Genomic DNA, 22,555 nt, shown 5'->3' with positions numbered 1-22,555 from the left:
AACCATGACCCAACGACGAAATCTTCGCCGACGCGGCAGTTCTTCGACGCAACCTCGCCGTTTGCACCACCAAACACTCGAGCGACGCGAATTGCTCGCGGCGGAAATTGTCAGCGGGCCTCGTTTGGTCAGCGTGGCCGCGAACACAGGTTCGCAGTTCGATCTGAACGACAACAACGTTCTGTCAGTGGCTCCCTCCGAATTGACATTCCGCTTTGATGGTGGATCGCAGGTCGACGGCAGCACGCTGGACGGAATTCGATTCGTTGCTGCGGGCGGGGACGGAACCTTCGACAGCGAAGACTTCAACGACCCAATCCAACCTGGATTCTTGGGTTTTGAAGGCGATCAAAGTGGCGGCCGAGTTGTGGTGGCTCGATTCGCTGAAACTTTGGCCGATGACCGCTACCGAATCGTGATCTCCGGTTACGACGACACGACCTCGGGCGTGGTCGCACTGCGTGATGCATCGGGACAAGCTGTCACGCCGGCTCAACCGGACGATCCTCAGCGTCCCGCGGTGAACATCGATTTCGAAATCGAAGTTGGGCCAAAGGTGGTCGCAGTTGTTCCACAACCGATCACGCTCAATGGCACCTCACGAGTTCAAGCTCGCGACCAAGTGCACGTGTACTTCAACGATGATCCATTGTCCAACCTCAATGCGGGTGTGGTTCGATCAACCGATTCAGTGTTGTTGCCAGTCGTCAATCCTGACTTCTACAAACTGATCTTCACGAACGACACGGTCGAGAACACAGACGATCCGGTCTACGCTCCGACGTTGGTCGAATATGATCCTGCGCTCAATCGGGCAACGCTGACATTCGATTCTGATCTGTCAGAATTGCCGGACGTCACGGATGGAACCACAACGTTGTTGGGGCCGCAATCCAACAGTGGCAGTGGTACGTTCCGTTTGCGAATCGGACGTGGCGATGACCTTCCGATGGCTCCTTCCAATGTCGCCGCGGTCGAACTACCTGACACGTTTACCAATGCGCAAGCACTGGGAACCAATTTCGGTGGCGGCTCTCAAAGTGTGTTGGTGGATGGTGGACTGATCCGCTCAACCACCGATGTGATCCCAAACTGGCCGGGCGCGTTTGACGCTGCTGGTCTGCGAGAATACCGCCGCGAGTCACAATTGACTCAGCAAATCGATACCACCACCGGTATCAACATTTACCCCTACAACTTTGCTGAACTGTACGGCACAGGTACCCAGGGGCAAAAACTCTCCAACGCGATCACCGAAGCGCAGAAGCAACGCGTTCGTGAGGTACTCGATCTCTATTCCAAGCGAATGGGCGTCCAGTTTGTCGAAACAGAAGACAGCGGTTTGCAATTCGTCACAGGTGACTTGCAAGCGGTCGTTCTGACCGCTGACACCGGTGCAGGTGAAGGCACGCCTTACAGCCTCTACCGCGTCAACGAAAAAGACCCATCGCGTGGCGTCTTGGTCATGGATGCCGGCGAACCATGGTTTGATGGCTATGGTTTGTCACCCGACAACCGTCCAAGCTGGTTTGTCGAAGCTCTGCGTGGCGTCGGCAATGTCATCGGAATCGGCGATTTGTTCGAGCAACCCGATGGCGTCGCCGCGGGTGGATCGAGCCCCGATGAACCCAACTCGGAATTCTTCAGCGAATTCGCCGGCAACTCGTTTCCAAACATACCGACCGAACCTGAATTCCTGAGCCAAAGTGACATCACGCTCGGCCAGGCATTGCATCGTCCCGAAAGCGACGACGTCGACTTCTACTCCTTCAATGTCGCAGAAACCGGTCGCATCACCGCCGAAACGTTTGCGCAACGACTCGAAGACAGCAGCTTACTGGACACTCTCGTTCAGCTTTACCGCGTCGTTCCCGCATCGGGATCCAACCCGGTTTCGTATGAGTTGGTTGCTTCCAACGACGACTTCTACAGCAACGATTCGTTGGTGTCCGTCGACGTCACCGCTGGCAACTACGTTCTCGGCGTAAGCAGCACCGGCAACGACTCGTACAACGGTGAAGTCGAAGGCAGCGCACTTGGTGGTCGTACCGAAGGCACTTACCAACTGCGTGTCACTTTCAAACCTGACAGCAACAACACCATCACCGACACGGCCGGCTCGCGCCTGGACGGCGACGCCGATGGCGTTGAAGGCGGTGAATTCAACTTCTGGTTCCGCACCGCTCGCGAAGTTTCCGCGGCCGACGAACCTCGAGTGTTGTACGTTCTGAAAGACGCCGATGGAGACGACACCAACGACGGTAGCTTTGCTACTCCAGTGCGGACGATCAGCCGTGCATTTGAGTTGGCGGAACCGGGCGACATCGTCCGTTTGCTCCCAAGTGCGGGTGCCGACAATTTGATTTCCACGGTCGCCGACAACCCCGCCTACGAAATCGGGCGGGGCGGTACAGGCGATCGGGCTTTGGCAGACGGCGACGTCTTCGAAGTCCCCAAGGGCGTCACCGTCATGGTCGACGCGGGTGCCATTCTGAAACTGCGGACCGCGAAAATCAGCGTCGGTAGTGAATCGGTCGATGAAGATCGATCGTTGGCTGCCCTACAAGTCTTGGGAACTCCGGTTCTTGTTGACTCCAACGGCGTAGCAACCGATGGTGGTCAGGTCTTCTTCACCAGTTTTGATGACCCAACCATCGGAATCGACAACAACCCGTTGCCCACCGTGCCATCGACCGGACACTGGGCGGGTGTTGAGTTCCGCAACGACTTCGACTTCGCTGAAGGCCGTCCTGTTTGGGAAACCGAAGGGATCTTCCTGGACTACGTCTCGCACGCCAACATGCAATACGGTGGCGGCAAGATCGACACCAACGCGCCGGTCGTGACCCCTCTGCAAATGCACGAGAGTCGACCAACGTTGATCTACAACACGATCATGAACAGTGCTGATGCCGCCATCAGTGCTGACCCCGACAGCTTCCGCGAAACCAACTTTCATTCGCCCCGCTATCAATCGGTCGCTTCGTTCACCAGCGACTACGGACGCGTCGGTCCTGAGATCGCCGGCAACACGCTGATCAACAACACGATCAACGCCTTGTTCGTTCGCGTCGACACTCCCGCTGCCGGCCAACTGCAACCGATGACGGTCAGTGGTCGCTTCGATGATCACGATATCGTCCACGCGATCAGCGAAGTGTTGACCATCGAAGGCAATCCAGGCGGACCTGTCTTGCTGGAAGAACGCCCCGATGTTTTGAGTGTCACAGTCCAAACTTCGACCGCCGGGGGTTCGCTGGCTGATGGGGTATACGACTATGTGATGACCTACGTCACCGAGGACGGAAACGAGTCGTTGGCGAGTTTGGCGACACGATCGGTGACGTCGACAACTGGTGCGGTTCGACTGAGCAACTTGCCTTCGGCGCCTTCTGAGTTTGCCGGTCGAAACTTGTATCGTCGCGATCTATCCGCTCCAGTTGGTGTCATCCGCTATGAACTAGTGATCCAATTGGATCGTCGCGCAACGTTTTATCTGGATGACGGAACAACCCGCGGCGGGATTCTCACCAGCGAGCAAAGCCCTGACCTAAGCGGAGTCACGACCAGCATTGATCCCAACTTGGTCGGAATCAGCGAACTGGAAGAGAACCAGGCTTACGACTATCGCATGACGTTCGTCGATCCATACGGCGGTGAGTCGCGTGCCAGCGCCGCCAGTTCGATGCAAGTCGTCGCCCGCAATGACGGAATCACCCTCGACAACCTGCCGCCCACCGCTGAAGGGTTCATCGGACGAAACCTCTATCGCTCCACACCTAGCACCGGTGAATATGTCTTGGTCGCGCGATTGATGCTGGATGAGACCAGCTTCATGGATCGTGGACTGACAACGTTCGCGTCGAACTTGTTGCTTGGCGAAACGTTGGGCAACGATGCTGACGGTGGAACCAAACTGCTGCCACGCTATGACGCGCGTTTGACGATCGATCCAGGCATCGTCGTGAAGTCTGAATTGGCTCGTATCGAAGCCACATTTGGTGCAGACTTCTATGCTGAAGGCGACGACGGAAACAAAGTCATCTTCACATCGCGTTCGGACGACACGTACGGTGCCGGCGGAACATTTGACAGCAACAACAACGGTGCCAGCACAGGTACCCCCGGCGACTGGGGTGGATTGGTATTCCGACAAGACACGACGGCCAGCCTCGATTTCGCGGAAGTTCGTTTCGGCGGCGGCACCAGCCCCGTGGAAGGTGGCTTCACCGAATTCAACGCCTTGGAAATCCTTCAAGCCGATGTTCGTGTCGCCAACTCAACATTCACACGCAACGCGGATGGATTCTCCAGCAACAGCACGCGTGAAGGCCGAGGATTCAACGACGAATCGGTCATCTTTGTTCGTGGCAGCCAACCTGTCATCTTGAACAATGTGATTGCGGACAACGAAGGTGCCGCGATCAGCATCAACCCAGATGCACTGAACTTCGACGACGTTTTGGACACCGGTCGTGCCACCGGTCCAAGCAGCATCATCGCGACCGAACTTGACAACCAAGGCCCATTGATCGCGGGGAACTTGTTGGACCTCAACACGCTGAACGGTTTGCGTGTTCGTAGCGAAATCATCACCACGGACAGTGTCTGGGACGACACCGACATCGTTCATATCGTTGAAGGTTCGGTCGTCTCGATGACTAACCACTTCTATGGTGCGTTGCGATTGAAGAGCGACGTGGGCCAAAGCCTCGTCGTCAAATTTGGCCCGAACGGCACGTTGGTTGGTAGCGGACGTCCGCTCGATATCACCGATCGCATCGGCGGTACGTTGCAAGTACTTGGAACACCCGGCAACCCGGTTGTCTTGACCAGCCTGAACGACGAAACCGTTGGTGCTGGCTTCACACCCGACGGTCGTGCATTGCTGCAGACCGCGGCCAACGCCACCGATCCAGCTGCTGGCGATTGGCAAGGACTGCAGTTGCAGGCCTACGTCAACGATCGCAACGTCGCCTACGTGCTCGAGAACGAGCGTGCATTGGCATCTGACATCACCATCAATGCCACCCCAGATGATGCACAGGTCATCGGTGACCTCGCGCAGCACGAATACGCCGGCGATGAAAACGAACGTCTCGGATTCAATGTCCGCGGCACCTTGGCGACCCCTCAAGACCAAGATGTTTATCGCTTCACCGCAACCGGTGGCACCGAGTTGTTCATCGACATTGATGAAACGTCGTTCGGGCTCGACACGGTCGTCGAACTGATCAATGTCAACGAAGACGTCGTCGCCAGCAGCAATAACAGTTTCTCGGAAATCACTGACGCAGAGGTCTCAACGACCGACCAAACCAAGCTCTATGCGAACCCCAATCTTCCCAACGGTGTTTCGGTCGACGATGTGCGACCGCTCTACCAATTGGGAACAGGTTCCGTTGAATCACCCAACGCACTCGATGCCGGATTCCGGGTGGTCCTGCCAGGTGACACGCAGCGTGACAACACTTACTACGTCCGTGTCCGCACACTGAACCAAAAGACCGATGGCCAGTACCAACTGTCATTGCGTCTGCGTGAGACAGACGAAACCGCCGGTTCAACCGTTCAGTTGGCCGACATCCGTTACGCCACTGACGCCATCGCGGTCACGGGTGCTCCGCTGCACTCGCCGCTCGTTGGTGACGTGGGCGAAGCAGTCCGCTACATCGATCCGACGCCCGCGAACCGCAACAGTGGCGATGAGCGAACACTGGAAACGGAAAACAATCGTCTCGGATTCACCACAGGAAATGCGCAGACAGTCGGCAACCTGTTGACCTCGGATCGCGGATCCTTGGTCATCACCGGCGAAATCGGCAACATCGACTCAACAAACTTGGACGTTCGTATCGAAGACGTTGATGTTTACCGAGTCGACTTGTTCGCACAGCAAATTTCGCCGGATGTCTTCGACAGCGAAAACCGATTCGTAACCACGACGTTCGACATCGACTACGCCGATGCACTGGGCCGTGTCAACTCATCGATCTCGGTTTACAACGCTGCAGGGCAACTCATTCTGCACAGCCGCGATTCAAACATCGCCGACGATCAAGGACGTCCTCTCAACGGAGTGGACATGGAAAACCTGGACGGCGGTTCCGCCGGCGTTCTGGATGCCTACATCGGACCAGTGGAACTTCCCGAAGGAACTTACTACGTCGCTGTTTCTGGCGAGGTTGCCGTTCCAGAGGCCTTGGATCAATTCTTCAATCCAAACTCGGCCAACCCGCTGACCCGTTTGATGCCAATCAATTCGGTACGTCGAATTGCTGATGACACGCTCGCTGGAAGCAGCACCATCGCTGATTCCGATGACGACCGACAGTTTGAGTTTCGCTCGCTCGAATACACGGCCGAAGCTCCGATCGTTGAGCCGATCTTCGACGACGTTTCAATCGTCCCCTACTCCTTCGACGACATCCGCTTGTTCGTTTCCCTGGATGGAGCGATCTCAGGCAACAACAACAGTGTGCTCGTTAGCGTCAATCCATTTACCGGTCGAGTGGACCGGTTGATCGGGCAATCGGGACAACCTACCGGAGACATTGCCATTCGTCGTGATGGCGAGTTGTTCTCGTACAGCCAGGGGCCACAAAGTGGACAAGAAAACAACGGCAACGTTGGTAACTTCCTGAATATCAGCCCATTCAACGCCGCTGCAAGCAACGTTGGTGACGATGGAATCACGTTCCTACGAGATAACCAAGCTGGAACTGATTTGGAAGGCGATGACGCCGCTCAACTCGACATCAATGCGATGGCCTTCCCACCAGGCCCATCAACGACCAGCATCAACACCTCCGCGGTCAACGACAACGAACGTTTCTTCTTGGTCGGAGAACGTGACAACAATGGTCGTCGTGGCGAGATCCCTGACGAACTGACTCGCAACATCCTATATCAAGCTGTTGCTTCAAACGGCCAAATCACGTCACTTGGCAGCACCAACGCCAACACGCACAGAAACTTCGATGGGACGATCCCCTATCGTTCGTTCTACGGAACAACTTCGGCGGACGTCGAACATGGTGTGATTGACACTGGGTTCATCTACAACACCGGAGCCGATGGTGGTGACATCACCGGCTTGGCTTATGCACCGGCCGGTCTAGGAATCGAGACATTCTTGGCCACGACCGACTTGGGCGGCATTCATGGTTTCGATCCCAACAACACCATTCCGGCTCCACAAGGCAACCTCGAACTGCAAGCCTACAACCGGGTCATCCCAACGACGTATTACGGTCGCGTTGTGGCTGACGCCAACCACTTTTCAGCGCCGTTCGACTTCACCACGGGCGAACGTCATCCCGTCTTCGAAAGCATGTCGTTTGGACCGCAAACGGTCGAAAACGGTCGACTGCAACAAATCATCTTTGCTGCGACTGACGACGGCTGGTTGTACGCATTGGAATTGGACGGGCAATCAATTAAACCTGCCAACGTGTTCTACAACGGTCGATCTGCAATTCAAATGCAGTTTGACAGCGGCCTAGCGGTTGGTGACGGCGCGCGGACGGTCAACGGAATTGCATTTAGCAACCTTGAGATCAACCCATGGCACACCACCACCGACCGCAATTTGGATGAAGGTCAAGGAATCTATCCAGACGAAGCACAAACCCGAATTCGAACGTTCGGTGGCACATCGCTGTACTACGGATTCGAAGTCACCGCAGATGCAGCTGACAACACAATCGCTCGTGCCGATGGTGACAACCTGGGACAAATCGCCCCCGGTGGTAGCCAAGGTTCGGTCGTTTCGCGTCCGTTCGACCTCAGCGAAATCAACCCGGCTGATAAACCGACGTTGTACTTCAGCTACTTCATCGATGTGGAAGCCAACGATGACTATGACGGGGAGATTCCGCGGGCTCAGAACGATTCGTTCCGCGTCTTCGGCGCCGGTGACGATGGCGAATGGAAACTGCTCGCCACGAACAATAACTATCGAGAGCTAGCATTCGATGATGAATACGACTACTTCAACGAAACCGGCATCCTCGTTCAGGAGATCTTTGACGACGGTAACGACTGGCGTCAGGCTCGGATCGATGTCTCGCCATTGGCGGGCAATGAGAACGTTCAAATCCGATTTGACTTCTCGACATCGGGATCGATGCGCACCCACTTCGGATCGATCAATGTATCCGGCACCGCGGGCAAGAACTTGGTCGATGGCGAAGTCATCTCATTCCAAGATGACTTGTTCAATACCCTTCTCTTCCAGACTGTCGTCGGACGCGACATCGTGTTCCCAACGGGCGCCGACCTGGAAATCGGGGATCAGTTGTCGATCGTCGGTCCAAACGGCCCAACCACAGTCACATTTGTCACTGTTCCATCGGCAACGCCGAAGCCATTGAATGAGGTCGTCTTCAATGTCGGCATGACTGCTAACGAAGTAGCAAAAACGGTTGTCGCTTCAGTTGACAAAGTACTCGCTCCTTACTTCGAAGGAGACGGGCGTGTCAGCTTCCGTGCCGCCACCGATGTCATCGTCGATGGCAACATTGCGGCTGGTCAGTCCAATCCAACTCAAGTCGAAGTGACTGCCTCGCGGATGATCATCCCAACGGCACAAACTTTCGAAGCTGGCGAGCAAATCGAAGTCACCGGGCCGGATGGATTGGTGACAACATTGACTTACACCAATGTCGACAACTCCGTTGCACCAGCAACGTTCTTCCCTGGTGAAATCTACGTCGCTCCGTTCGACAGCAAGCAAGCGATTGCCCAGAAGATCCTGGAGCAACTGCCAAACAACACCCAAGCCTACGTCAATGGCTCCGGTGACATCGTCATCCTGGATCCTTCGACAAGTGTTGACTTCATTCCAGCACCAACTGGAATCTCCATCAATGAAGAAGTTGCCAACGAAGGCCGAATCGAAATCACCATCCCCAATGGTGCCTCGATCGCCAACAACGAAGACATCACCTTCGTCGATACCGACGGCAACGATTACGTCATCCGTTTCGCGGACGTCAACGCTCCTGACGTCGTGGGTGATCAACTCATCCCGTTCTCGGACGACAACGCTGGCACACCGGGTGCGACGCTAGCTGACCGAGTCTTCCAAGATTTGCCAACTCGTTTCAGTGCGATCCTCAACGGAAACGTTTTGTCGGTTGCTGCCAATGCCGTCAGCTCCAGCAACGCCGGAACTTCATTTGCATTCAACACGATTGTTCTGACCGATGACATTTGGGACTTCGATATTCCATCGGGCGACCTGGTTCACCATGGTGAGCAGATCACCCTGTTTAGAAACTTCCAAAGCACAACGATTACCTTTATCCGAGAAGGCTTGAATGTCCCGAACGCCGGCGACGTCAGCGTCTACTTCAATGCCACCTCCACGGCCGAAGAAATTGGTACCGACATCGTCTTGGCACTCAATGCATTCGATGACAGCTACCAGGCCTACCTTGATCAATCCGGTGACGGGTTCCGCCTCGCCGGCAACCTCAACTTTGCAACGATCGGCTCGACCACGACGGTAACCACGCTCGTCCAGTCGCCCGTCTCCACTTACGCCGTCCCAATCACGCTTCCGAAGGGCAGCGAGATTGTTCCCGGTGAATCCTTCACCGTGTTCCGGAAAGACGATCCAACTGGAGCGACTCCAGAGACCTACACCTTTGTCACCACACCGCCGGCAAACAACTCTGAGATTTTCTATGACGTCAACGACACCGCTGACGCATTGGCACAACGTGTCGTAGAAGCCATCAACGCTGAACTCCAGGGAGTCGTTGTTAACGACCGCGAGGTTCATCTCATCAATGCGGTTTCAGTCGAGTTGTCCAATGACGATTCGCTGATGGTTTCTTACGAATCCACCGTGAATTCGGACGTCAACTTCTTTGCTGACACTCGGCCGACGCCGATTCAAGTGACGGTGAATCAGACGGCCAACGAGGTCACCGAGCAGATGCGAATCGCATTCGCAGAAGGCTTTGGTCGACTTGCATCTGAAGCGAGCGGATTCAACCAAATCGCGTCTGCCGAACAGTATCCAATCTACGGTGGCGACACGATTCGCTTGTACAACGCGTTCGCATTGGACATTGGATCCTACGGATTGTCTCAAACCGATACGTTCTTCGGGACCTCAATGCCCGGCGACGAATTTGGTGTTGGCGCATCATCGAGTTACGCAACCAATCAAATTCGAACTGCGGGTGCGGCCGACAACCAAGTTGAAGGTGTTTACATCGACGACATCATTATCGGCTTGGCTGAACGCGGTGAAATGGTCATCAACGCACCGACCAACAACACCAACTATGTCTTCGACCCATCGGTCCTTCCCGACTCCCACCCACAAGCCGAACAGCCTGAACGTCAAAACGAGACCTTGGTTGGTCCCTACTCGTTGGAAATCCGGACCGCCGATAAATATGGCGTTCCGCAGGACTATGATCCAATCAACCTCGTACTCAATGAACAGATCGGGGCGGGCCGATCATTTGACTCCAACGATCGTCTAGCAGACGGTGCAGTCACGCTGATCGCGCCAGCTGGATTCACGCTGATCGACGTCGGCACCAGCCTCGATTCGACGGTCACGGCCAGCGACACTTTCGTTTTGGACGATGGCACGCGACAGCTCACCTTCGAATTTGACAGCATCCTCGATACCAATGGCGTCGAAACCGGCAACGTCCGTGTTCCCTATGATCCAAGTGGCACGGATCCAGCTGATGTGGCGAGAGCGATTCGCAATGCGATCAATTCCCCACAAGTCCAAAACGTTCTGGGCATAACCGCTGCAACAGCAGACAGTGCAGAACAGGGTGACTCAAGCTCTTCACGAGTCGAGTTGTTCGGTCAAGCCATCACGGTGAACCCCAGCGGTGGCCGATTCATCAAGATGGATTTGGTCGAAGAAGAATCCGCCGCTGGCAATGCGACTAGCCGCCGGATCGCGATCGTCGATCATGACGAAGACACCGTCGACTACATCAACTTCCAAGACCAACTCGCTCAGTCTTCCGTAACAGGGTTCGTCAACGGCGACGTTGACACCTTTGTCGGTGTCGGCAAGATCGGCGACGCAGTGAACGTTGGCGTCTCTCCATTCAATGTCGTCGATGACCTGATTGTTCTGGGTACAAACCCACTGAACGACATCGACTCTGTTCGAATCTACCTCTCGGCGGGCCAATCGGTTGACATTGATGTCGACTCCCTTGGATTCACCAAAGCAGGTGACGCTCTGGAACTGCCCGTGATCTCGGTCCTGAACGCGGGAGATAACTTCGACTTAAACGCGAATATTCTCGGCATTTCAGGTTTCACCCCAACCATGGCCCCTGGGGAAACCGTTGGTGGAGCATTCTTGAACTTCACTGCTCCAACAAACGGCTTCTATGACGTCGTTGTCAGTAATAGTGCTTACTTTGGACTTGGCCCGATCAGCGGAACGGATCAGCAATTTGGTGAATACCAGCTGACGATCCGTCCAAACGCCGATGCCTCAGCACGCGTTCCTGACCGCGACGTTTTGATGGTTGACTATCAATTCGGAATCACCGATGTGAACCGAACCGATGACCAGGGTCAGATCATCATCAGCAGCAACTTCATTTCCAACTCGGCCAACTACGGCATCTCGGCGACGTTGGGCGACCGCGGTCAAGGGAACACGACCAACGGTGCAACCCAAGACACGTTGCCTGGCTCCGCTCGCTTGCTCCGCAACGAAAACCCAACCGGATTGATTCCCGGTGCGGTCATCATCAACAACGTCGTGTCCAACTCGGGCACCGGTGGCATCCTGTTCGGCGGCGGAACCTTCGACGATGGCGAAAGCCCCGCGCCGAACCTGTTCGGCCGAATCGTCAACAACACCGTGGTCAACACGGGTGGTGGCGACGGAATCACCGTCGATGGACGTGCCAACCCAACGCTACTGAACAACGTCATTTCCGGATTCAACGTCGGCATCCAAGTCGACACGGCAACATCAGGAAACACCATCGTTGGTGGCAATGCGTTCCACGAAAACGGGACCAACTCGACACTAGCGATCGCCAGCTCGTCGATCGTCATTCCCAACGGGACGCCATTGTTCGAAGATCCATCGCGGTCGCTGTACATCCCGGTTGAGAACAGCCCTGTCATTGACAGTTCGTTTGCCTCGTTGCCTGATCGCAATAGCTTCTTCAACACCGTCAAGAATCCGGTTGGCATTTCCGCTTCGCCAATCATCGCACCCGCGTTTGACGCCTATGGTCAACCGCGAGTCGATGGCCAATCAAGTGGGTCCGGTGGTGCTGGATCCAACGTCTTCATCGACCGCGGTGCCTTGGATCGTGCCGATGACCGTCGTCCCGTTGCATTGTTGATCAATCCGTTCGATGCCGATGGCGTCGAAGCGGCTGCTCAGAACGTGACGATGGGCGACACCGACCCAGGTTCTTCCTTCGTTCGACTGACCAACCCGCAACAAACCGTTGAGTTCTTTGAAATTCAATTGGTTGACCCGTCGGGCACCGGTCCTGACCCAGCCACGATTACCGTCGACTCGGTCTTGTTGACCGAAAACGGCCGTCGTTTGCTGCCTGATCAAGATTTCACGTTCGGATACAGTGCCAACAGCCGCACGATCCGGTTGACTCCTCTCGCTGGTTTGTGGCGTCAGGACGCGGTCTATGAAATCACCATGAACAATCAACCGCGAATTGCGTTTGATACTGTCAGTGGCGATCAGATTTCGGACGGCGATCAAGTCACCGTTCTGGATGCAGCCGGCCGACCGACCGTCTTTGAATTCGAGAGCGGCATCTCCGTCACTGTTCCACAAACATCCACGCTTACGATCTTGGATGTCACCAGCGGTTTCCGTGACCGAGATGTGTTCACGATCACCGCACCGGATGGAACCAGCCAGTCGTTTGAGATCAACCTCACCGGATCCACTGCGTCTGGGAACGTTGCAATCAACTTGGCTGGTGTCGGCAACATCGCTGACATTCGCGATCAGATCCTCGCCGCGATCAATTCCGTCCACGCCGGATCCGGTCAAACCCACGCTCAGCGATTGGACTTGGCCCCGGTGGCCATTGGTTTCGACTCGATCCAACTCGGGACCCTTTCCGGGCACACGGTGACCATGGGAAGCAATGGATCGACGGTCGCGGGCATGGAACTCAACGGCACCACAAACGGCGTCGAGTCCGGCCAAAGCTTCCTCTACACCAACAACGGCACCACGGTTGAGTTTGTCTTCGATGACAGCAACTCGTTCGTTGAAACCGAAACCATGCGTCAGGTGCCGATCAGTCGCACCGACACCCCAGACGAAATTGCCCAAGCAATCGTTGCGGCAGTTGGCGACGTGTCGCTCGGCTTGGATTCCGCTCAAGCGACCGGCGACGGCAGCGTCCTGCTCGGTGGTTTGGCGTCAGACGTTTTGGACATCACCAATTCCCAACTTTCACGTTCGGGAATGCCAGGTGTCACCGATTCACTGTCACTGACAGTGCCTACTGGACGAACCGGTGCCGACGTTGACGGCACAACGTTCACCTTGGACGTTGGCGGTGTCGCGACCACTTTCCGCTTCACAACAGACTCCTCGCTGACCAGCCCCGATCGTTTGATCTTGATCGGTGGCGGCGACGATGCCGCAACGCTTGCCTCGAAGGCTGCTGCGGTCATCAGTGCGGTCTACCCAGACGAACTGGCTCCGGTCGTTTCGGGCACCTCAATCAAGCTGAATGAAGCTTCATCGATCGTTCCTACTGGTGAAGTTCGCACAGTCACGACGATCAGCCTCGAAACCAGTGGATTGGTGCAGAGCGGAATCAGTGGCGGTGCGGTACCGGTCGAGTTCTTGCCGTCGGCTACCTTCAGCGAAGCATCGGTTGCAGCCACGTTGCAACGGACGATTCTCAACGCAAACCTCGGCCTTGAAATCTTTGCACCGGGCGGCGGCACATTGTTGATCAATGGTGCCAATGCAGTTTCGGCTCAGTTCACTCGAAACGGTGTTGTTGATGTCACCGGATTGAGCATTCCTGCCGTCTCGGACTTGTCCGGCAATGCAGTCCGCGAAACGCGAGTGAATGACGAAACCCGATTCACCATCATCATGCCCGAAGTTCGATTCGACTTTGGTGATGCACCGGCTAGCTATGCGACGTTGCTGGAAAGCCCACTGAACAGCTCGATCCCGGGCAACGGTGCTCGTCACGCGGTCATCAGCGATGGCACTTCGGTGCGATTGGGCAACAGCATTGACACGGAAGCGGACGGAACACCATCCAATTCGTCAACCAACGACGTGATCGGTGACGACGTCACGATTCCAATCTCGGCCAGCACTGCCGCTGCGTCGGTTTCGCTAGTGTTGGACACTGACATCATCGACATCGAAATCACGTCGATGCCAGCCGTTCGCGACACAATCACTTTGGTGATCGGAGCACAAACATTCACATTTGAATTCCTCGACGCGGCGACCAACCCATCACCAGGGAACATCCCGGTTCTCTTCAACACTGGTAACTCGCTAAGAGAAATCGAAATCGCGTTGTTGACGGCGATCCGTCCGCAACTCGACTTCACCGGTGGCGGAGTGGATGCACTGACTCATCCAACCAACGCCGAAGGAATTCGCGTTCGTGCCATCGATGATGAAGACGGTGTATCGATCGTTCGCTTCGACGATGGACTGAACTTCTTCCGCGTCTTTGGTGAACCCGGTGCGGGCGGACAAGTCCTCACGTCACTGAACGCCGATCAGGTTCTTGGATTCTTGAACCCGTTCGATGAAGCCGGCACCGATATCGCTGTCGATGTCGTGGGTGGTGGTTTGCTGAACGGCTGGATCGACTTCGACCGCAACGGCGTCTTCGATGACGACGAGCACGTGTTGTCGAACGTTCCTGTGACCACGGGAACCAACATCGTTAACGTCACCACGCCGTTGACCGTCGGCAACTTGCCGTTTGATACCTGGGCTCGATTCCGGGTGAACGACGCCGGCAACATTGGTCCTGATGGAGTCGCGATTGGTGGCGAAGTCGAAGACTACCTCGTGTCAGTCCTTCCGATTCCATTGCCAGAACCAGAACCTCGTTCTTACACCGCGTTCGAAGACGCGACGCTGGACGTCGATGCATCGCAAGGTTTGATCAGTGCCGCCAACCGTGCCGGCCAATTGCTGCCCGTGCGTTACTTCGTCGTTGACGAACCTACCAACGGCACGCTGGAAATCGACACCGATGCTGGCGACGACCTGAACGGCAGTTTCCGATACGTGCCGGACCCTGACTTCTACGGGATCGACACGTTCACCTATCGATTGTCGACTCAGCAAAACCTGGGCAACATCGATTGCGAAGTGGATGCCGGCGATCCGCCTGTGTGTGGAACCGTGACGGTCAACGTGGTGCCTGAGAATGATGCACCCGGTGCAACGGACCAATCGTTTGTGATGGTCGAAGCAACCGCGACCAACGGTGGTGCACCATTGACGATCACCGCTGCAGAATTGATCGCTGGATCGACACCTGATGCCAACGCTCAGTTCAACCCAGCGTCCAGCACCGATGTGCAGGACGAACCCAACCAATCCGTCTTTGTGCATTCGATCACGGCCGGCGGAGTCACGATCAATAAAGACAACCGTTTCGCAGTGGCCAACACTCCGGAAGGTGGCACGCTGACCGCGGCATTCAATCCAACGAACGAGTGGATCACCGAAGTCATCTACACGCCGGCTCCTGACTTCAACAGTGACAATGGAACCGTTGCCGGCGGCTTGTCCGTCGACGCGTTCACGTTCACTTTGATTGACAACGGCATCTCCGAATTGCCTTCCGACTTGGAAGCCAACCTGAACGCTTCGCTCAGCCAGGCTGAACGGGATGTTCTCGGAATCGCCAATGGTGTCCGCGATCAGTTCGATGCGATCGGACCGATTTCGGCTCCGGCCACGGCTCGAATTCGCGTCACGCCTCAAAACGACGCTCCAGTTTTGGCCGCCGATTACGTTGGCCTGACCGATGCCAATGGCAATGCGAACACGGATTACACCGGCTTCTTCACCGGTGCCGTTCCAACGCCGACCGAAGACTCCCTCTTGGTCTTCCCAACGGCCTACCTGACTCGCAACGACATGGCTGGACCAGTCGACGCCGCTGACGAGAACTCGGGCACAAACAACAACGACGCCCCCGTCGTTGTCACCGCTGTCGCGTTGGTCGATCCAACCCAGGGCACATTGACATTGGATCCGAACACGAACGAAATCACTTTCTTGCCGGCTCCAAACGTGTACGGCGAAATCGAGTTCACCTACACCGCCACGGACAACGGAGTCAACGAAAACACAGCCGTCGCTGACGTGAACGATGACACCGATCGTGGCGACCGCAGCCCCGCAGGGATCTCGGTCACGCAGTCGGCGACCATTTTTGTCGAACCGGTAAACGATGCCCCTGTGGCCTATGATCGCTTTGCAAGCACCGTCGAAGACACGCCACTGACGATCAGCGACGTGATGTTGCTCGATGGCGTGAACGTGACTCCTTCGGCCATCGTGGCCACGACTTCGGGCGTCACCATGGCTGACGCAGACCAGTTGCGAGACGGTGAGACATTGATCGTCACCGCTGGCAACGGACGTCGAGTCGTCGTGGAATTCAACACCACCGGCATCGCTTCGATCGGCACTGATCGCGTGGTTCAGTTCGCTGATGATGAAACCGCCGATGTGCTGGCAACGCGTCTCGAATTGACACTTCGCTCACTCGGATTCGGTGGCACCGTCAACGGAGCAACCGTCAACTTCGACGCGTCCGGTCAACTCTCGTTCGTTCCCGGACAGAACGCTGTGGTGGTCGATTCCGCTGCGGGCCGAATCACGGTTCCCGAAGGTGGTTTGATCTCCGACGGCGAGATTGTGACCATCACGGACAACGCCGGCACACCGACTCGATTTGTGTTCACCAAGACCGGATCGGTTTTGGTCTCCGGTGCCATTCCAGTTTCGATCAGCGACTCCAGCACCGCCGAAGAGGCTGCCACCGCATTGGCCGACGCGATGTTGTTGGCTGGCTTTGGTGCCGTCGAAACCGCTGGCACACAACAAGAATTCCGAGTCCGAATGGACAGTGTCGCATCGATCAGCGTCAACCGTGCGGCATCTGGACTGGTTCCTGACGGCTCGGATGTGATCGTTCCTGCCGGGAATGCGATCAACGGTGGAGACGCTCTCATCGTTGAGCTTCTCGATGGAACTCTCGTCGTCGCTGAGTTCCAAACCGGCACAACTTTGATCGACCCGAACGCAGTTCTCGTCCAATACTCGGCCAGCGATTCACGTGCACAAATTTCCGCTGCATTGGAAGCCGCGCTGGTCAGTCGCAGTGTGAACGCTCAGTCGGTCACGCTGACCTCCTGGCAGATTGACACCGTTGACATCACGTCAGTTGATCCAACCGGAACCGCGATCACGTTCAACGGAACCGACATCGTCCTGCCTGTCATCGGTGATTTGGTCAGCGGCCAAACGTTCTCGTTGACAGACGAAAATGGTGTCGTGCGTCGCATCGAGCTCAACACCACTGGTACGCTCTCATCGGGCAATGATGCGGTCGTCCAATACGACGCGGCGGGTTCGATCGATGATGTGGCGACCACGTTGGCTGATGTCCTTCGCACGCTGAACATCGGTGCGACAGCATCCGGCAACAGCGTCACTTTGCTGACCTCGAATGCAATCACACGATCGTTGTCGCCAACCAGCATTTCCTTCAGTGGAACCAACATCTTGGTCCCTGCTGGCGATCGCTTGATTGATGGAGAGCGATTCGAAATCACCGACAACGTTGGAACCACACACGTTGTGGAGTTCAACCTGTCCGGGCAACAAACCGCGGGTGCCGACGTCATCGTGCAGTTCACGGTTGCCGACTCGTCCGACATCGTTGCGACAACCTTGCAAGAGCAACTGCGTGCCGCAGGCATTGGTGCATTGGCCGACTCATCCGCTTTGGGTGTTCCATCGGGCCAATCGCTGGTTTCGCTGCAACTTGTCTCCGCGATTCGCATGGGTGAACTGACCGATGCCAGCGGAATGTTTGACAACCGACTCGGTGCTCCCTTCAACGAAAACGAACAGAGCCTCCGAATCGTTTCGTTCTCGACTCCAGGCGGAAACGCGATCGAGATCAACTCGGTTCCCGCTGGTGCAACGACCGCGACCATCGACAGTGATGCGGGCGGAACGTACACGTTCACCGTCGAGACGATCCAAGTCGCAGGTCAGGACCGTCGCTACTTCAGCGGCGTGACGTTTAACCCAGCGGAGAACTACAACAGCGAACAGCCATTCGCCGCTCGCGAATTGTTGCTCTACACCGTGGAAGACGATGCTTTCACACGCATCACCTCGCCTGCTCAAACGCGTCAAGACATCAACGCGATTCGCCGCTCGGTCAACGCTGGCACGATCACGATCACCGTTGACGCGGTCAATGATCCGCCAGTCTTCACCAACGACCTGAATACGGTCGACGTGTTGGAACGCGACGACATGAGCACGACCACCGTGCCAGACTTCTTGACCGAGATCTTCTCGGCAACCTCGACGGCTTCGGACGAGTTGCTCGCACAGATCGTGACCGGATTTGAAGTCCGCGTCGTTGCTGACCCGAATGGCGTCTTGGCCAGCCTCCCGGTTGTGAACTACGTCGGTGGCGACACAGAAGCTTCGCTCACCGTCGCACCGAACCCCGACAAAGTTGGCCAAGCAACGTTTGAGCTGTACCCAATCGAAAGCGGAATCGCTCCTTCACAAATCCCAGCGACCACGTTTACGGTCAACGTTCGCCCGGTCAACGATGCTCCTCGCATTCGTCCTGGACTGACCGGCGACGCAGTGCCAAACGATCCGGATGAAGCCTACGAAATCACCGATGTCACGGACACCGATGGTGATGGTTTCGACGATCAAGCTGTGATCCGGTACACGCTGCGTGAAGACAACACCCAACCGACCGGCAGCAGCGATCCTGCAAACGCCGTCACAACGGGCAACTACTTCATCCCGCTGAGCCGCGCGATCCCAGAAGCCTTGGTGCAAGTCGGCTCGTATCAACGAATTGGTCTGTTGGACATCTACACAGTGGGTGCTGACAACGAAGACCAGTCGCTCAGCGTTGGCTTCCCGACCGGTGGTCCACAACAACTCGAATTGTTCGACTTCCCTGACCGCACCGTTTTGGGCGGAACATTGACGCCGAAATTCGAAGGCAACCTGTTGATCGGCTTGGAGTACACGCCTCCTGTGGACTTCAACAACACGATTGACCCGAACACACCGTTCGACTCCTTCGAATTCGAAGTCCGCGACGACTTCCCCGGTGACGGCGAAACCTATTCGACCGACACGGGAACACTGGTCCAGGACCGTCGCCGATCCACATCGATCGTTCAATTGAACTTGAACCCCGTCAACGACCGGCCTCAGTTCGTTGCGAACACGCTCAACTACGAAGTCGCGGAAGATGGTGCTCCACAACGGATCAACAACTTCGCCGTCGGCATCGCTGCGGGTCCACCATTGAGTGCATTCGATGAAGTCGACTTCATCAACGGCCAAGACGTTCGCTTCACCGTCAAAACGCTGTCCTTCCTGGATGATGAGTTGCAAGACTTCTTCATCGCAGGACCAGAAATCAGCGACAACGGCGTGCTGACCTTCCAACCTCAAGCCGATGTCTACGGCACGTTCGAATTCGAAGTGGTCTTGACCGAAATCCTGCCTGGATCAAACCAACAGGAAAACAGCACGCGTGGTGACTTGCGATCGTCCTTGCCGGTCACGCTGACCATTGATGTTCAACCGGTCAACGACCGTCCGTTCATCAAACCAGAGTTCAGCACACCTGGCACGAACCCATTGAACTTCTCCTTGTCAGAAGACGGCACGTTCGACGTGTTGGTCAACGGCGACGGAACTTCACCGGGCTTGCTGGATGTCTTCGATGTTGGTCCTGCCAACGAGTCGGCCGACAACACACCAGGCGGCAACCAAACGCTGTCTTTGACCACGCCAATCCCAGTGACCACCGCTGAAGGCGGCACACTGCAAAGCGTGACCGAGAACGGTGAGATCACTCGGTTCATCTACACACCGCGAGCCAACTTCGTCGGAACGGATAGTTTCATCTACACCGTCACCGACGATGGGGTCACGGTTCCCGTTGGCAACAACGGTGCACCAATTGATGAGCCTCGCATCGCGTCCGGCACGGTCACCTTCGAAGTCTTCGGCGTCAACGACGCACCACAGTTCAGTGGTGCTGGCGATGTGACCAGCAACGAAGATCAAAACGATGGTGGCGGCCGCGGAAGTGTTGTGATCGAGAACTGGGCAACCAACGTTCAAGCCGGACCTCCCGGAGCGGACGATGAAATTGGCGACGGCACCAATGGCCAGCCACTCCGATTCGAGATCATTCAAACCTCGAACAATCCCGAGTTGTTTGTCACTCCACCATCGGCATCGATTGATTCCGAAGGCAATGCGACTCTGTCATACGTGACCGCGGAAGACCTCAATGGTTCAGCCACCTTCACGGTGCAGTTGTTCGATGATGGACCAAACGACGCTGGCAACGGTGATATCAACGCGTCCACCGTTCGGACCTTCACCATCACGGTGGATCCGGTCAACGACGCTCCGACATTCACCGCCGGACCGACCGTTCGCGTCCAAGAAGATCGTGGTCCCTACACAACGCAGTGGGCCACGAACATCTCCCCTGGGCCGATCGACGAATCCAATCAGTCGGTTTCGTTCGAAGTCTCAACCATCAATGCCGCTGACACTGCCTTGTTCACTCAAGACGGACAGCCTGCGATTTCGCCGGACGGCATTCTGACCTTCACGCCAGCACTCAACGCCAACGGTGCGGTCGACCTGCGTGTCGTCGCTCGAGACAGCGAAGGATTGGCTGGAGCACCGATTACCCTGCGTGTGAATATCCAACCGGTCAATGACTTCCCATCACCGGCACCGGACAACTTCACCACCGATGAAGACACCGTTCGCGTGATCACCGCGGCAGAACTGTTGGCAAACGATGTTGATGTCGACTTGAACGATGCCAACCCAGATGAGTTGCAAATCGTGATGAACTCGCCGCAGCTCTCACTTCGAGGTGCGTTGGTGACGTTCGACCCGGTCACGCAAACCATCACGTATGACCCAACCGTCTCGACTGAGTTGCAAGGGTTGAAATCAGGTTCAGCACCGTTGAACGATTCGTTCAGCTATGCCGTCGCTGACCGTGCCGGTGCCAATGCGACACCAATCCGAACCAGCAATTCGGTCTTGGTCAGTGTCAGTGTCACGGGTGTCAACGATGGTCCAGTGACCGAGCCAGATGTGCCAACGTTACAAAGCCCTGGCAGCACTGTCATTCGGGTCTTGGACAACGATGTGGATGTTGACGGGGTCATTGATCCGAGCTCGTTGACGGTCACAAAGCAACCAGCGTTCGGTAGCGTTTCGATTGATCCTGTCGAAGGAACAATCACCTACACGCCGTTCACCAACTTCCCTGGCAATGACGAATTCCGTTACATCGTCGCGGATGATGAGGGAACGTTCAGCACCGAAGAAACCGTCACGATCAGTCCCAACGCGGCACCGGCCGGACGTGACAGTGTTCGCTCAGGCTTCCTGAACGAAGCGATCTTGATCGACATCAGCAACAACTTCACCGATGCGGATGGACTGGACTTCAGCTCAATTCAAATCGAACGTCAACCATTGGCGGGTGAAGTTCAAAACGTCGGTGATGGAACATTGCGATATGTTCCAGCGGTGGGCTACACCGGTCGCGATTCGTTCGACTACTCGATCGCTGACTCCAACGGCCGTCGCAGTGGTTTGGCTACCGTATCGTTGCAGGTTGTTATCAGCCGTCTGCAGAACCCAGACCTGAACGCCGACGTCAACGATGACGGTGAAGTTTCGGCCCTGGACGCATTGTTGATCATCAACCACCTCAACCGCTTCTCGTCGTTCCCTGCGGGATACACGCCGACGGTGGATGAAGATTTGGTGGTAACGCAAGGCGACAACGGTCGACCAAGTGCTTCGCAGCCGGGTCGCTATTATGACGTCAGCGGTGACCTGCGCATCAGCTCGCTCGATGCCTTGCAGGTTATTAACGAACTGAACCGACGCGACAACAATCAAAGCGAACCGCTTGGCGAACCTATCGTGGCCGCGAACAGCGTGGCGGCAACCGGAACGAGTGCTTCCGCTGCCGTTTCGAGTTCCGATGTCAGCACGAACGGGTCAGGCTCCACGGCCGCCGGTGAACCTCTGATCGAAGTCTTGTACGAAAGTGACAAGGTCATCGGCCAAAGTTCCGCAGACCTTGGTGACGACGTTCTCGACAGCATCGCTTCGGCCAATACAAACGGCGGAGAAGGCTCCTCAAGCAGCGATGACCGCAGCAAATCGCTGCAGTCTGCCGTCGATGCGGCCATGGCAAAACTGCTGTAG

General features: G+C 56.1%; 1 protein-coding gene. It reads left to right on the top strand.

Translation table 11 applies throughout. From position 1 onward, the window contains the following. The first annotated feature begins 4 nt into the window (after positions 1–4). Complete coding sequence (locus RE6C_RS22735) at positions 5–22,555, top strand: tandem-95 repeat protein (protein ID WP_008660442.1); 22,551 nt, start codon at positions 5–7, stop codon at positions 22,553–22,555.

The organism is Rhodopirellula europaea 6C, from assembly GCF_000338295.1.
GTDB classification, from domain to species: Bacteria; Planctomycetota; Planctomycetia; order Pirellulales; family Pirellulaceae; genus Rhodopirellula; species Rhodopirellula europaea.
Note: the sequence above shows the minus strand (reverse complement) of the source record. Positions and strands in the feature narration are given on the sequence as shown.

Coding starts and splice junctions, on each gene's coding strand:
- RE6C_RS22735 (WP_008660442.1), top strand. CDS start 5: ATGACCCAACGACGAAATCTTCGCCGACGCGGCAGTTCTTCGACGCAA.